This is a genomic window from Piscibacillus salipiscarius (assembly GCF_042685285.1).
In the GTDB taxonomy this organism is placed as follows: domain Bacteria; phylum Bacillota; class Bacilli; order Bacillales; family Alkalibacillaceae; genus Piscibacillus; species Piscibacillus salipiscarius.
Map to the genome: position 1 here is coordinate 1 of NZ_JBHUMZ010000014.1, position 15127 is coordinate 15127.

At 40.3% G+C, this 15127-nt stretch carries 8 protein-coding genes, 14 tRNA genes, 1 rRNA gene and 1 riboswitch; all 23 genes read left to right on the forward strand.

Features of this window, described 5'->3' with window-relative positions; all coding sequences use genetic code 11:
• Positions 1–100, forward strand: a 5S ribosomal RNA gene (gene rrf, locus ACFSW4_RS04550); the annotation flags it as partial.
• Between the two features lie 41 nt (positions 101–141).
• Positions 142–216, forward strand: a tRNA-Asn gene (locus ACFSW4_RS04555).
• A gap of 7 nt (positions 217–223) precedes the next feature.
• A tRNA-Ser gene (locus ACFSW4_RS04560) sits at positions 224–315 on the forward strand.
• 14 nt (positions 316–329) lie between these two features.
• A tRNA-Glu gene (locus ACFSW4_RS04565) sits at positions 330–401 on the forward strand.
• A gap of 20 nt (positions 402–421) precedes the next feature.
• A tRNA-Val gene (locus ACFSW4_RS04570) sits at positions 422–497 on the forward strand.
• Positions 498–725: 228 nt separating this feature from the next.
• Positions 726–802 (forward strand) — tRNA-Met (locus ACFSW4_RS04575).
• A gap of 77 nt (positions 803–879) precedes the next feature.
• Positions 880–956 (forward strand) — tRNA-Asp (locus ACFSW4_RS04580).
• 29 nt (positions 957–985) lie between these two features.
• A tRNA-Phe gene (locus ACFSW4_RS04585) sits at positions 986–1061 on the forward strand.
• 7 nt (positions 1062–1068) lie between these two features.
• Positions 1069–1153 (forward strand) — tRNA-Tyr (locus ACFSW4_RS04590).
• 18 nt (positions 1154–1171) lie between these two features.
• Positions 1172–1242, forward strand: a tRNA-Trp gene (locus ACFSW4_RS04595).
• A 7-nt stretch (positions 1243–1249) separates the two neighbouring features.
• A tRNA-His gene (locus ACFSW4_RS04600) sits at positions 1250–1325 on the forward strand.
• A 3-nt stretch (positions 1326–1328) separates the two neighbouring features.
• A tRNA-Gln gene (locus tag ACFSW4_RS04605) sits at positions 1329–1403 on the forward strand.
• A gap of 5 nt (positions 1404–1408) precedes the next feature.
• Positions 1409–1483, forward strand: a tRNA-Gly gene (locus ACFSW4_RS04610).
• Positions 1484–1494: 11 nt separating this feature from the next.
• A tRNA-Cys gene (locus ACFSW4_RS04615) sits at positions 1495–1568 on the forward strand.
• A 233-nt stretch (positions 1569–1801) separates the two neighbouring features.
• Positions 1802–3190 (forward strand): ABC transporter substrate-binding protein, encoded by a 1389-nt coding sequence (locus tag ACFSW4_RS04620; RefSeq protein ID WP_377327735.1) that lies wholly within the window; start codon positions 1802–1804, stop codon positions 3188–3190.
• A gap of 79 nt (positions 3191–3269) precedes the next feature.
• Complete coding sequence (locus tag ACFSW4_RS04625) at positions 3270–4163, forward strand: carbohydrate ABC transporter permease (RefSeq protein ID WP_377327737.1); 894 nt, start codon at positions 3270–3272, stop codon at positions 4161–4163.
• A gap of 12 nt (positions 4164–4175) precedes the next feature.
• Positions 4176–5018 carry a carbohydrate ABC transporter permease gene (locus ACFSW4_RS04630; RefSeq protein WP_377327739.1) on the forward strand — a complete coding sequence of 281 codons (843 nt, stop codon included), beginning with the start codon at positions 4176–4178 and terminating at the stop codon, positions 5016–5018.
• 96 nt (positions 5019–5114) lie between these two features.
• Positions 5115–5309: riboswitch (cobalamin riboswitch) on the forward strand.
• Between the two features lie 133 nt (positions 5310–5442).
• Positions 5443–7713 carry a ribonucleoside-diphosphate reductase subunit alpha gene (locus ACFSW4_RS04635; protein WP_377327741.1) on the forward strand — a complete coding sequence of 757 codons (2271 nt, stop codon included), beginning with the start codon at positions 5443–5445 and terminating at the stop codon, positions 7711–7713.
• Between the two features lie 12 nt (positions 7714–7725).
• Positions 7726–8766, forward strand: coding sequence for a ribonucleotide-diphosphate reductase subunit beta (locus tag ACFSW4_RS04640; RefSeq protein WP_377327743.1), 1041 nt, complete (start codon positions 7726–7728; stop codon positions 8764–8766).
• 102 nt (positions 8767–8868) lie between these two features.
• Positions 8869–8950: transfer RNA gene (locus tag ACFSW4_RS04645), tRNA-Leu, on the forward strand.
• 150 nt (positions 8951–9100) lie between these two features.
• Positions 9101–9841, forward strand: coding sequence for an ABC transporter ATP-binding protein (locus ACFSW4_RS04650; protein WP_377327745.1), 741 nt, complete (start codon positions 9101–9103; stop codon positions 9839–9841).
• Positions 9838–10575 (forward strand): ABC transporter permease, encoded by a 738-nt coding sequence (locus tag ACFSW4_RS04655; RefSeq protein WP_054755000.1) that lies wholly within the window; start codon positions 9838–9840, stop codon positions 10573–10575. Before ACFSW4_RS04650 ends, ACFSW4_RS04655 begins: the two co-directional genes overlap by 4 nt.
• A 231-nt stretch (positions 10576–10806) precedes the next feature.
• The gene (locus ACFSW4_RS04660; protein ID WP_377327747.1) at positions 10807–14988 is read left to right on the forward strand and encodes a S8 family serine peptidase; all 4182 of its coding nucleotides are present in this window, start codon (positions 10807–10809) and stop codon (positions 14986–14988) included.
• The last annotated feature ends 139 nt before the right edge of the window (positions 14989–15127 follow it).

Here is a 15127-nt window from a genome sequence, read left to right on the forward strand (position 1 = left end):
GAGAGGTCACACCTGTTCCCATGCCGAACACAGCAGTTAAGCTCTCTAGCGCCGATGGTAATTGGGGTGTTTCCCCTGTGAGAGTAGGACGCTGCCGGGCATTATCTTTTACTTCTCCTTCGTGGACAGTTTAAAACATATTCCAGCGTAGCTCAGTGGTAGAGCAATCGGCTGTTAACCGATCGGTCGCAGGTTCGAATCCTGCCGCTGGAGCCATTTTTTTGGAGAGCTGTCCGAGTGGTCGAAGGAGCACGATTGGAAATCGTGTAGGCCGCTACCGCGGTCTCGAGGGTTCGAATCCCTCGCTCTCCGCCATAATGATTAATTATGGCCCGTTGGTCAAGTGGTTAAGACACCGCCCTTTCACGGCGGTAACACGGGTTCGAATCCCGTACGGGTCATCTTTTATACTTAATGCCCTGGAGGATTAGCTCAGCTGGGAGAGCACTTGCCTTACAAGCAAGGGGTCGGTGGTTCGAGCCCGCCATCCTCCACCATTTATAAGGGACCCAAATGTAATTTTTCAATAACTTAATCAGAACTCTAAATAAGAGGATCTGACAATACCGCGGGGTGGAGCAAGACCGTAAACATCTTGAACCATCATCTGCGTAGGTTTTGCGAGGAGCGTAAGCTTCGCCGAAATGGCTTGCAACGCGACGAGCAGTTTAAAAAATTAATAACATTTATAGTCAGGGCTCTAATAATAGAGCGATTGACAATACCGCGGGGTGGAGCAGTCTGGTAGCTCGTCGGGCTCATAACCCGGAGGTCGCAGGTTCAAATCCTGTCCCCGCAACCAAATTATTCATCGACACTACGTCGAATTTACTTCTTTGCGAGATGGAATATGGAGTGCTCGTAGAGTGCAACCAAATTGGTCCGGTAGTTCAGCTGGTTAGAATGCCTGCCTGTCACGCAGGAGGTCGCGGGTTCGAGTCCCGTCCGGACCGCCACTACATAATTAAATAAGCATCATTTCATTGGCTCGGTAGCTCAGTCGGTAGAGCAACGGACTGAAAATCCGTGTGTCGGCGGTTCGATTCCGTCCCGAGCCACCATCTTTTTGGAGGGGTAGCGAAGTGGCTAAACGCGGCGGACTGTAAATCCGCTCCCTCAGGGTTCGGGAGTTCGAATCTCTCCCCCTCCACCATTTTTTAACATAATATATAGGGGTATAGTTTAATGGTAAAACGAAGGTCTCCAAAACCTTTGATGTGGGTTCGATTCCTACTACCCCTGTCATATGGCGGTCGTGGCGAAGTGGTTAACGCACCGGATTGTGGCTCCGGCATTCGTGGGTTCGATTCCCACCGATCGCCCCATGTTGGGCCATAGCCAAGCGGTAAGGCAACGGTTTTTGGTACCGTCATGCGCTGGTTCGAATCCAGCTGGCCCAGCCATTTAAGCGGAAGTAGTTCAGTGGTAGAACACCACCTTGCCAAGGTGGGGGTCGCGGGTTCGAATCCCGTCTTCCGCTCCATTTTTTTATGTGGCGGCATAGCCAAGTGGTAAGGCAGAGGTCTGCAAAACCTTTATCACCGGTTCGAATCCGGTTGCCGCCTCCAAACAATTTCATTTACTTACATACCCAAGTTGGTAAGCAGTCGATCTGTTTATCAACTTTTTTATTTTAATTATATTGAAATATTATTACGTTTTTTGCTAAATGAATTTGACATAAAAAATCATTCGGATTATAATTAAAATAAATTTTCTGAATTGTCACTGGAAGCGATTACATACTTTTGACACTTCAGATTTTGGTTTTAAATAAAATTTGATATAGGGGGATGGGAACTTGGTTAAGCAAATTAAGTGGCATGGATTAACGTTATGGTTAGCGTTGTTCTTGTTAGTGTTCATTGCTGCGTGTGCGCCAGAAGAGGTTCCAGGAAATGAGGAGTCACCAGAGTCTGGTGAGGAATCCAGTGGTGAAGAGACAGGCAGTGAAAGCAATGAAGGCGCTAACGATGGTGAGATTTCTGGACAGCTTGAAATTCAGTATTTTGTCGGTGGATATGGAGATTCTTGGTGGAAGGAAGTCATTGGGGATTTCCAAGAAGAATATCCAAATGTTGAAATCGTAGAACACGCAGGGCCAAACATCAATGAAGAAATGAGATCGCGTTGGGTTTCTGGCGATCCACCTGATGTAGTATACATTGATGGTGCAGGTTCAAGTGAAACTCAAATGGTTGAAGATGATCAGTTAATGAATTTAACAGAGTGGGCTCAGGAGATTGAACTTGAGGATGGTTCCAAACTAGTAGACAACTTTATTGCTGAACCAGCTTCTTATGATGGTGAGCTTTACAGTTTACCTTTAGTATTCGATACTTGGGGTACTTGGTATGACATGGCTTGGTTCGATGAAGAAGGCTATGAAGTACCAAAAGACTTTGAATCGTTTATGAGCACAATGGGTAACATTAAAGAAAGTGAAGGAATTGCACCATTCGTAACAACTGGTCAATATCCATACTACTTTTTAAGAGGTATGTTATATCCAGCTATTTCGGCTTATGGTGGTAATGAATTACTCGCAAGTGCGATTAAAGGTGAAGAAGGCGCATGGTCAAGTGAAGAGATATTATCTATCATGCAAAACGTACAGAAAATGGCTGAAGAAGGCTATGTTGACCCAGGATTTGGTGCATTAAACCATACACAATCACAAATGAATTTCCTACTACATGATAATGCGTTTATTCCAGTTGGATTCTGGCTTCCGAATGAAATGTCAGGTGATACACCAGATGACTTCAAGTATGGTTTTATTCCATCACCAATGAACAAAGCAGGAGAGCCAATGGCCATTGTTCCTGACTTACGTCCATTAGCGATTGCTAAGGAAGCTGAGAACCCTGAAGCTGCTAAAGCTTTTGTAGACTTTGTCTTTACAAGAGAGTATGCGAAATCGTTCTCTGAGCACACAGGTGCGATTATGAACGTTTCAGGTGTGGATTTATCGCAAAGTGAAGAAGTGCCTGATTATTTAATCGAAGCTAACAAAATGATTAATGATCCTGAACAGGTACAGATTTATCATAAGCCGCACCCAATGAGTGCTGATTTAGAAACACCTATTAGTGACGCTCTAGTCTCACTCATGCTTGGTAATATTACCGCAGAAGAATTTGTTGAAGAAGCTGAGAAAGCGGCAGAAGAATATCGAAATGCACAATAACTAATATTAGTAGAATTATATATGGAATGCGGATCCTTTCTGCATTCCATATACTATTTAGGCGAAGAGAGTGATCACGATGGTACAAAATAAGAAACAAAAATATATATTTCTTGCCTTTTGTTTAATTCCTACGTTTATCATGTTTAGTATTTTTACACTTTATCCATTATTTAATGGTCTTTATTTTTCATTTTTCGAATGGTCAGGTGCATCCAACACCCGAGAATTTGTCGGTTTTGATAATTACAAAAAATTATTTACTGATGACATTATTCCTATGACCATTTGGCATGACTATTTTCTAGTTGTGACAAAAGTAATTGGAATTATGATAATAGCGTTATTTGTTGCGGTTGTTTTAACTCAGTTGAAGATTAAAGAAGCACCGTTCTATCGCGTGGTTTTCTTCTTTCCAAATATTATGTCAGTTGTCGTGATCGGGATTCTTTGGATGTTTATTTATAACCCAAGCTTAGGGCTTGTAAATACAGGTTTAGAGAAAATCGGCCTTGAAGAATGGGCTAAACCGTGGTTAGGAAGTGAAGATTGGGCACTGCCTAGTTTAGTATTACCATCTGTTTGGGCTGGGATTGGCCTATTCATGTTATTACTCATGGGCGGGATTGCCAACATATCGAAAAGCACCTACGAAGCAGCTCGTATTGACGGGGCAAATGAGTGGCAACAATTTTGGCATGTGACACTACCATTAATTTGGCCTCAAATTAAAATATCGATTCTATACATAGTGATTACCACGTTAAACGGTTCCTTTATCATTGTTCAAGTAATGACGGGCGGGGGACCTAATAACGCAACGCACGTTATGGGTTCTTATTTATATCAACAAGCTTTTAAACAATACAACTTTGGTTACGGGGCAACAATTGGGGTTATGATTCTAGTACTTTCATTAATCACCGTACTATTACTACAATTCTTGCTTCGTAGAGACAAAGTAGAGTACTAGGAGGGGGAGCATATGAAATTATCAATCGGAGAGAGAGTTGCCAGGTTCGGTATTAGAATACCATTATTGATTTGGACGTTAGCCGTGCTATACCCCATCTTTTGGATGTTCCTAGGCTCATTTAAAACAAACGCTGAGATCTATGCGAACCCTTGGGGATTTCCTGAAACGTTTAATTATCAAAATTTCATCACGGCGTGGACAGAATATAATATCGGAACGAGCGTACTCAATAGTTTAATCGTAACAGCATTAGGCGCGATTTTATGTTTAGTGTTAGCCATTCCAACAGCATATGCTATTGAGAGGGTTCGGTTTAAAGGGAGTAACTTCTTATTCACGCTTTATATTTCAGCTATGATGATCCCAATGGTGCTGGCTTGGATTCCATTATTTTTCTTACTTGCTCAATTGAATATGCTAGATAGTTTAATAGGCCTTGCGATCGTTTATGCGTTATCACAACTACCATTTACGATTTTCGTGCTAACAAGTTTTATCAGTACGATTCCAAAATCGCTAGAAGAGTCAGCGGCGATCGATGGTATGTCGCCATACGGCATTCTGTGGAAAATCGTCACGCCACTTACGACATCCGGGATTATTACCGTCACCATCATGAACACGATTCAGTTCTGGAACGAATACTTTATGGCGCTTATTTTCCTGCAGACAGAAACCAACTATACACTAGCACTAGCCATTGACTACATTAGTAATGAAGCGCAGTACACCAATGCTTGGGGAACGTTATTCGCAAGCCTAGCGATTGCGATCATTCCAGTCATTATTCTGTATGCGATTTTCCAAAGACGCATCACAAAAGGCATGACAGAAGGTGCAATCAAAGGTTAAATGAAAAATAATTTAAACCCTCTTGTGTTATGAGATTAAATCATCTATAATGCAAATTAACACAATATATTGTATTTGTGTTAATCAAAAATCTATATATAGTATTCTTGTTAAGGTGCTATTTGCTTAAAAGGGAATCTGGTGTAACTCCAGAACTGCCCCCGCAACTGTAAGCGCGGACGAAATGAATGACCACTTTGCAGGATCACTCAATAGTTGGGTGCCTGTAAGGGAAGGTTCAGAGTAGGCTGATGCGCAAGTCAGGAGACCTGCCTTAATGAGAAAAAGTTTCACACTCTTCGGGGATTGAGAGAATGAAACGATATACGCTAGCTTTACCTGATTTATATTCAGTATAGCTATACATATCGTTTTGTTCGCTTCTCCCCGCGGGAAGCGAATTTTTTATTTTGGAGGGAAAAAGATGCAGGTTATATCTAAAACAGTTCTACAAACGGAAGAGGGTACTGAGGAGTTCAATGGACAACATTTAAAAAACTACTTAGCATCGATCTTAAACCAGTTCGGTCATCTAGAATCTAATTCCTTTACGGAAAAAATCATTCAGGCCGTCACATCTAAAGAAACAATCACAAAAGAACAGATGACCAATGAAATTCTATTAAGAGGCCTTGAGAACATTAGTCCTGACGAGCCGGACTGGACATATGTCTGCGCACGCGTGTACTTAGATCAGCTATATCAAAAGGCAGCGGGTAATCGAGGTTACTCAAAGGCAGAGCCATATGGCAGCTTTTATGAGCTTACGAAGCACTTATCAAAGATCAACATCTATAGTGATCAGTTATTGACTCACTATGACGAAGAGGAATTTAAAGAGCTTGAAACTGTGATAGAGCCTGAACGTGATCGACTATTTACTTACATCGGGATCAGGACGCTTGCCGATCGATACTTGGCAAAAGATCACGAAGGTCGCGTGTTCGAACTACCACAAGAACGTTTTATGACGATTGCAATGACACTTATGATACATGAACCGAAAGATAAGAGATTGCAGCTCATTAAAGAAGCGTACTGGGCGATGAGCAACTTATATATGACCGTTGCGACTCCAACCCTGTCTAATGCAGGAAAAGCTCATGGGCAGCTGTCTAGTTGTTTTATAGATACGGTCGATGATAGTTTGCAAGGAATCTATGATTCGAATACGGATATTGCGAATTTATCTAAAAATGGCGGCGGAATCGGTGTCTATTTAGGTAAAATTCGCTCGCATGGAAGTTCAATCAAAGGATTTAAAGGTGTGTCGAGCGGCGTGATGCCGTGGATGAAGCAGCTGAATAATACAGCAGTTAGTGTTGATCAGCTTGGCCAAAGACAAGGAGCCATTGCCGTTTACTTAGACGTTTGGCATAAGGATATACACAAATTCTTAGACGCTAAGCTAAATAACGGGGATGAACGCCAGCGTACACACGATTTGTTTACAGGCGTATGCATCCCAGATCTCTTTATGGAAAAAGTCGAAGCGAGAGAAAGCTGGTATCTATTTGATCCACACGAAGTTAGAAGCGTGATGGGCTATAGTTTAGAAGACTTTTATGATGAGGAAGATGGAGAAGTTTCGTTTAGAGACAAATACGAAGAATGTGTGAGGCAACCTGATTTATCCAAAGAAGAAGTTCCGGCCATTGAGATTATGAAGCGGGTTATGATTAGTCAGCTTGAGACAGGGACTCCCTTTATGTTTTACCGTGATGAGGTCAACCGAAAGAACCCGAACAGTCACAAAGGCATGATCTATTCATCGAATCTATGCACCGAAATCACGCAAAACCAAAGTCCGACCACGGTTGAAGAACAGAAAACAAAGGACGGCAAAATTGTCGTAACTAAATCGCCTGGTGACTTTGTCGTCTGTAATCTATCAAGCATTAATCTTGGCCGGGCTGCGTCAGAAGATGTGTTAGAAAGGCTCATTCCGATTCAGATTAGAATGCTAGATAATGTGATAGATTTAAACACAATTCCAGTCTTGCAGGCGCAAATTACGAACCAAAACTATCGTGCTGTTGGACTCGGTACGTTTGGGTATCACCATTTGCTTGCGCTTAAAGGCATTCGCTGGGAGTCAGAAGAAGCGGTGAAATTTGCGGACGAGCTATATGAACGAATTGCTTATTTAACGATTAAGGCAAGCCATGAACTTGCCAAAGAAAAGGGAGCCTATCCTTATTTTGAGGGGTCGGAATGGGAGAGTGGCCATTATTTTGAAAAACGTGGCTACCATTCTTCTGAGTGGCAAGAACTAATGCAAGATGTCCAAAAACACGGCATTCGGAATGGCTACTTATTGGCGGTTGCGCCGAACTCGAGTACAAGCCTAATTGCAGGAAGTACCGCAAGTATCGATCCGATTTTTAAAAAATTCTACTCAGAAGAAAAGAAAGATTATAAGATTCCGGTCACGGCACCCGATTTAAGCGCGAAAACATTTTGGTTATATAAATCAGCCTATGACATGGACCACAGCTGGACGATTAAACAAAACGAAGCACGCCAGAAGCATATTGATCAGTCGATATCGTTTAACTTTTACGTCAAAAATCATATTAAAGCTAAAGAATTACTAGCGATGCATCTGTCAGCCTGGAAAGCCAAATTCAAAACGACCTATTACACAAGATCAACGTCATCAGAAATCGAAGACTGCGAAAGCTGCGCATCGTAAGGAGGAATTATTATGACTGAAACGATACAAAAACGACGTTTATATGACTATCAAGCACCGAATGCATCAACAGGGATCATTAATGGAGAAAGCTCCAATGTGCTTAACTGGGATGATGTCAGATTTAGCTGGGCATACCCGATGTATAAAAATATGCTCGCCAACTTCTGGACACCATTTGAAATTAATATGTCTAATGACCGTAAGCAGTGGCCAGAATTAACTAACGACGAACAAGAAACATTTAAGAAAATCATCGGGCTACTAGCATTCCTAGATTCGATTCAAACGGACTATTCAGCTAAAGTAGCGGATTACTTAACGGATTCGAGCTTGTCAGCCTTGATGCAAGTCCTGTCGTTCCAAGAAGTGGTTCATAATCAGTCGTATTCCTATGTCCTATCGTCATTAGTCGATAAAGATGAACAAGACCGCATCTTTGAATACTGGAAACATGATGAAGTGCTGCTGGAACGAAATCAGTTTATCGCAGAGGGCTATGACCGATTTGTAGAGGTACAAACGCCTCAAGCATTCATTGAATCCGTCGTCTATGATGTCGTGTTAGAAGGCTTATTCTTCTATGCTGGCTTTGCGTTCTTTTATAACCTTGCCCGAAACCAGAAGATGGTCTCAACGAGCACGATGATTAATTACATTAACCGTGATGAGCTTATTCACGTGAATTTGTTTGCGCATATTTTTAAAGAAACTTTGAATGAGAACCCAGGATTAAATACAGAAGAGAATAAACAGTTTGTGACGGATACCTTTAAAAAGGCTGTTGATCTTGAAGTCAAATGGGGTCAGCATATTATTGGGAACAAAATTGATGGCATTAACATGGATGAACTAGAGGAGTACATTAAGTATACAGCGAATAAACGATGTAAGCTATTAGGCGTCAATGCACCTTACCCTCATATTACGGAGAATCCAATGAAGTGGATCAAGGCTTATAAAGAAGTGGACGAAGGCAAGTCAGACTTCTTCGAGCAAAAATCCCGTCAATATACGAAGGTATCTGACACCAATGGATTTGATGAATTATAAACAGCAAGAAGGCAGGGTGGAACTGCCTTCTTCGCTAATTTTAGAGATTGACTAAACAAACTAAATCATGTTATATTTATTCTTGTCGTAAATATTTCACATGCCGGTGTGGCGGAATTGGCAGACGCGCACGACTCAAAATCGTGTTCCTCACGGAGTGTCGGTTCGAACCCGACCACCGGTACTATAACTTTTTTGTAGAACAAATTTAAAAGACACTTTAAACACCCATGAGCATTATTACATTAATGTTTATGGGTGTTTTTGTATGTGTAGTCATGAGAAATAATGATGTTTGAATTGAAAGTCAATATAGGTGAAAGGATTGGTAGTCTTGTCTAAAGTAATAATTCACGCCAATGAATTGACGAAAAGATATGGGAGTCATATAGCTGTAAATCATATAAATTTAGAAGTATATGAAGGTGAAGTATTTGGTATTATTGGTCCGAATGGGGCAGGTAAAACAACATTCATCGAGATGATTACTGCATTTAGAAAACCGGATAATGGAAGTGCACAAGTAATCGGTCTAGACTCACAAAACGACTTTTATCAACTACGGGAAAAAATTGGTGTGCAGCTCCAGCAAGCAAGTCTATATGAAAAACTCAAGGTAAAAGAGGTACTGAAACTTTTTGCTTCTTACTACAAGAAGAATCGCCCTATAGAAGAGTTGGTTTCTATGTTGAGATTGGAAGGGTACTTGAATAAATATATTAAGCACTTATCTGGTGGTTGGAAACAACGTGTATCTTTTGCTTTGGCTCTAATTAATGATCCCGACATCGTAGTATTAGATGAACCCACCACGGGACTTGACCCCGAAATAAGACGAGATATATGGAGTATCATTCAGAAGCTAAAGTCAGAAGGAAAAACTATTATTTTAACGACTAATTATATGGAAGAAGCACAATCCCTCTGCGACAGAATAGGTGTATTAAAAAAAGGAAAAATGGTAGCCTGTGGAACAAAGCAAGAACTGGAAAAACTGCTTCCAAGTAAACAAGGAAATCTTGAAGATGTATACATGAACTTGACTGGAGTGATGAGGGAGGAGACTCGTGCATGAGTAAAATGATAACGAACCATATGATTGCAGACTTAAAGTTATTTTTGAGGGATCCTATGGCTCTGGGCTTTACGTTCGTATTACCTGCAGTTTTGTTTATTATCTTTGGAAATATATTTGGAAATGAATCATATGGTGGAGTGGAATATTTCGATTTATACATATCTGCTATGATAGCAATCATGATTTTAAATATCGGGTTGTTTACTATTGGCCTTCAACTAGTGATTGATCGGGAAAAAGGTGTTTTAAGGCGGCTAAAAGGTACTCCATTACGTCCGTGGGTTATGTTTTTAAGTATCCTAATGAAAGCAATTATCGCGGCAATTGTTGGTGCAATTGAAATTATGGTCATTGCCTATTTTTTATTCAAAGTCCCCATGACAGAACACATAATGTCTTATTTTTTAATGCTTGTTATTGTAACTGTGGGCTTTTGTAGTTTCTGTTTAATCATTACAAGTGTTTCCAAAACAGCTGGTGCAGGTTTAGGAATAGCTTTCGTTCTCATGTATATTATGTTATTTCTTTCTGGCGTCACAATTCCTTTAGAAATATACCCAGAAACTGTTCAGACGATTGCACAATTTGTTCCATTATATTATGTACATGATGTATTACAGCTCGTGTGGAGAGGAGCATTTTCTTTCTCAGACATTACTAGTGTCTTAGCACTCGTATCGTTTGCTGGAGTATCTGTTTTAATATCCAACCGATACTTTAAGTGGGAGTGATCTAAGTAATAACAGGTAGTTACTTCCTTCATTTCAGCTCTTAAACTCTGAATATATGGGTTTAAGGGCTCTTTTTATTAGATAATATAAAAGTCGAAAAATTAGAACATTTTGCTCATGAAAATAGTCAAATAATGACAAGATTTTTATGTCGTATCCTGTAATCTATTAATAATTTGATAGTTTACTAGACGAAGCTATCTTAAATTAATAGAAATAGGAGGGGTCTTAGTGACAAAACGATTACGGAGCATTTTATTTCTTGTTTCGACAATAGTGTTAGTTTTGAGCACTTCTTTATCGACAATGTCTATAGCTGAATCTCAAAACAATTCCATTCAAGACAGTTTACAGCAATCATCAACTCATAAAATTGACAACAAAGTTAGAGAACAGATGGATAGCAGTGATGAACTATCGCTTATCATTATATTAAATCAACAAATTGATGCTGCTAACATAATGAAACAAGCAAATAATAATGCAGATGAGAAAAAAGCACTAGGATTAAATAGGAAGCATATGGTGCGTTCAGAAATTTTGACAGAATTAAAGGCAAATGCACACCAAACGCAAGCGCCTTTGCTAGAATTATTAAGCCAAGAGCAACAAAAGGGAACAGTTAAAAAATACAATTCCTATCATGTTATGAATGCCATTTCTTTCACCGGCTCAAAGGAAGTCATTGAAAAGGTTGCTTCCTTTAAGGAAGTGAAGAAAATTTATTTAGATGAAGAACGAAATTTGGTAACAGACTCTGACTTAAAGAGAGCTTCAAGCGATGAAAATGTACAATGGAATGTCAGTCAGGTATTAGCACCAAAAGCATGGGAGTTAGGAATTGATGGGGCAGGAGCTGTTGTTGCCAGCATTGATTCTGGTGTTCAATGGGACCATCCAGCCCTAAAAGAAAAGTATCGTGGCTATAATGCAGGAGACGGAACAGTTGATCATCAATATAGTTTTTTTGATGCGGTAAGTGGACAAGCAGAAAGTTATGATGACAATGGACATGGAACCCATGTAACAGGATCAATGGTCGGAAGCGAACCTGATGGAACGAACAAAATTGGTGTTGCTCCTGGGGCAAAGTGGATTGCGGCGAAAGCTTTTGATACAGAGGGTAGCGGTTCAGATTCTGATATTTTAGAGGCTGCAGAGTGGATTATGGCGCCTGGGGGTAGAGTTGATATGGCTCCAGATGTTGTCAATAATTCATGGAGTGGTGGACCAGGTGTCAATGAATGGTTTTTAGAGGTCGTTCAGACTTGGAGAGCCTATGGCATTTTCCCGGTATTTGCAGCAGGAAATGCATCAATTTTATATCCAAATGGTCCCGGTACTATTGCAAGCCCGGCTAATTATCCAGAATCTTTTGCCGTTGGTGCAGTTGATGAGGAAGATGCTTTAGCCGATTTCTCTTTTCAAGGACCATCTCCATATGATGAAATTAAGCCTGAATTAACAGCACCCGGTGTTAATATTCGTTCCACCTTACCTAATGGAGGTTATGGAGAAAAGAGTGGTACTTCAATGGCGGCACCACACGTTGCTGGAGCGGTTGCGTTGTTACGCCAAGCTAATGCCAATGTGACAGTAAATGAAATCGAGCAAATTCTTATTGAAACAGCTACTCCCTTAACCGATCGAAATTTCCCCGAGTCTCCTAACCAAGGTTATGGTTATGGACTTTTAAACGCTTATGATGCCGTATTGTCAGAAACACAAGGTATGGGAATGATTAAAGGGAATGTAACGATTGAAGGAGAAGATACAGAGGATCCAGATTATACACATACACCTATTTCTGAGGCATCTGAGGGGTTACAAGTTGATCTAACAGTTCAAGCAAGTGATAATATTAGCGTTGAATCTGTTGAGTTAGCGTATAAAATGAACGATGGAGAATGGAATTATGTCGATTCAGAACGTGTTAATGGCAACTATTTAAATGGAGAGTACCTCGCTACAATTCCAGCAGGTGTTGTCGAAGCAGGAACGCTAACTTATAAATGGACTATTACTGACTATGCTGGAAATACAGTTACGAGTGAGGAATATATAGTCACGGTGTTAGAAAGTTTAACGATTGGTTACTCTGAAGACTTTGAAACAGAGCCTACTGGCTGGACAATTGTCGGTGAAAATCCTAATTGGGAATGGGGTGTTCCAACGTCAGGTCCTAATGGTGCAGCATCTGGTGAAAAGGTATATGCGACTAATCTTTCAGGAGACTATTCGAGTGGGATGAGAGAAATGCTCGTCATGCCACCAATTGTTTTACCTGAAGGAGAAGCCTTTTTACACTTTAAACAATGGTATAGTTTTGAACAGTCAGAATATACAGGTGCTGCTTATGATTATGGTTATGTCATGGTATCTACAAATGGGCAAGATTGGACGGAACTTTCAATGGTTCAAGGAGATTCAAGGTCATGGGTTGATGCATCAATAGATCTTTCAGAATATGCCGGTCAAGGAATTTTTATTGCGTTTTATACCTATTCGGATTTTAGTACAGAACAACCAGGTTGGTATATTGATGATGTTGCTTTAAGCGCTACAAATAATGGTGAGAGTGATAATACAAGTTCAGATCTAGAAACAATCAATACATCTGACTTTACTGGTAAAGATACCAAGGTGGAAACGGACAACAAATTATCACTATTACCAATTGAAGCGCAAGTAAGTGTATTAGAAACAGGTAGGTCAGTTGTAACTAACCCTCAAAATGGGAGTTATGCTTTACGCCATCCAGCTGGGGAATTCAGTGTTATTGCGGAGTCCTATGGTTACCATTCTCAAACCAAAACGATTGAAGTTGCAGATGACGAAGAGGTTACGACGAATTTCACGCTTGAGGAGAAAGAAAGCGGAACAATTACTGGTGTTATTACAGATGAATTAACAGGAGAACCAGTTGAAGGAGCAAGAGTCTACCTAGTCGAAGATGCCAATATCGAACCTGTTGAAACAAATGCTGATGGGTCCTTCAGTTTAACAGCTTTTGAAGGAACATACACATTAAAAGTGTCCGATCCAATGCATTACCCGAATACAGCAGAAGTGACTGTGGTTGGTAATGAAGAATCGGTTCAAAATATAGTTTTACCGCCAATTGTTGGTACATCAGAAACAATTACTTATGATGATGGTACCGCAGAAGCCCTAAACTATATGTATTCTGCTGGAAATGGATGGGCTGTGAAAATGTCACTTGCAGATGGAAAAAATCGGGCAGTGTTAACAGGAGGTTACTACAAATTTGATGGTGGTGATCGTCCAGATCCAGGTGGAACTGAATTTTTAGTCGAAGTGTATGACTCAACCGGTCCAAATGGTTTGCCTGGGGAGAAAATTGCCGGTCCTCTTGAAGCTGAAGCAATCCGCTCTGAAACAGACTGGACATTTATAGATTTAAGTGGTGAGGAAATTATTGTTGAAGGTGATTTTTACCTTGCTTATATTCAAAAAGATGAATATCCATATACACCAGCTATTAATAGGGACACAAGTTCTGAGTCTTCTGGAAGAAACTATTCTTATATTGATGGTGAATGGAAGCAGACTTCAACTTCCGATGGAAACTACATGATTCGCGCTGAAGTAGCATATGATGAAGCCGTACCGGAAATTACATCACCTTTAAATAATTCATATACGGCTGAAAACACGATTACAGTTGAAGGTCAAGCCAATCCGAATAAAGAAATTTATCTGTATAAAAATGGATCAGAAGTAGCTGTGGTTTCGTCTTCGGAAGATGGAGATTTTAGTGCTGAAATCTCCCTAACGGAAGGTTCAAATACCATTACAGCAAAGGCCGCACAAGGAGAAAGTCTTACACGTCCGTCCAATCAAGTGGAGGTAATATTAGATAGTGCACCTCCAATTGTATCCATTAACTCACCGCAAGATGGAGAAGAGTTTAATAAAACATCGGTTACCGTTCAAGGTCAAGTGGAGGAAGAAAATCTAGAGAGTGTTAACATAAATGGATCAGAAGCAACTCTTGATAACGGTAACTATGAAGCCGATATAACACTAGAACAAGGCGAAAATAGTATTTCAGTTAAGGCTGTTGATCAAGCTGGAAATGAAACAGTGCAAACGATAACAGTCTATGTAGACTCGGTTGCGCCAATAATCACAATTGAATCACCAGAAGATGGCGACACGGTTCACAAAAAATCTGTAGAAGTAGAGGGGCAAGTCTCAGAAGATAACCTAGACTTTATACGTGTGAATGGTAAAGATACGAAAGTAAAAAATGGTTCATTCCGTACAAATGTTAAACTAGAAGATGGTGAAAACATCATTATGATCTGGTCGAAGGATACATTTGGGAATGAAACATGGGAAGAAGTCAGGGTTATATATGATAACAAAAATGGAAAAGGAAATAATTAATAATAAGACTCTATTTAAAAGCTCACAAGCCTTATGAACTGACCCAGGGAAATGAGACAAGAAAAAACACCTATGCTGCCACGGTCCTGTATTCTACAGGGCTGTGGCAATTTAATTTCGAAAATGGTCGTATATAATT

Bases quoted from the DNA above. Each gene is read 5' to 3' on its own strand.
- ACFSW4_RS04625 (WP_377327737.1), top strand. From the start codon at position 3,270: ATGGTACAAAATAAGAAACAAAAATATATATTTCTTGCCTTTTGTTTA.
- ACFSW4_RS04640 (WP_377327743.1), top strand. From the start codon at position 7,726: ATGACTGAAACGATACAAAAACGACGTTTATATGACTATCAAGCACCG.
- ACFSW4_RS04655 (WP_054755000.1), top strand. From the start codon at position 9,838: ATGAGTAAAATGATAACGAACCATATGATTGCAGACTTAAAGTTATTT.
- ACFSW4_RS04630 (WP_377327739.1), top strand. From the start codon at position 4,176: ATGAAATTATCAATCGGAGAGAGAGTTGCCAGGTTCGGTATTAGAATA.
- ACFSW4_RS04635 (WP_377327741.1), top strand. From the start codon at position 5,443: ATGCAGGTTATATCTAAAACAGTTCTACAAACGGAAGAGGGTACTGAG.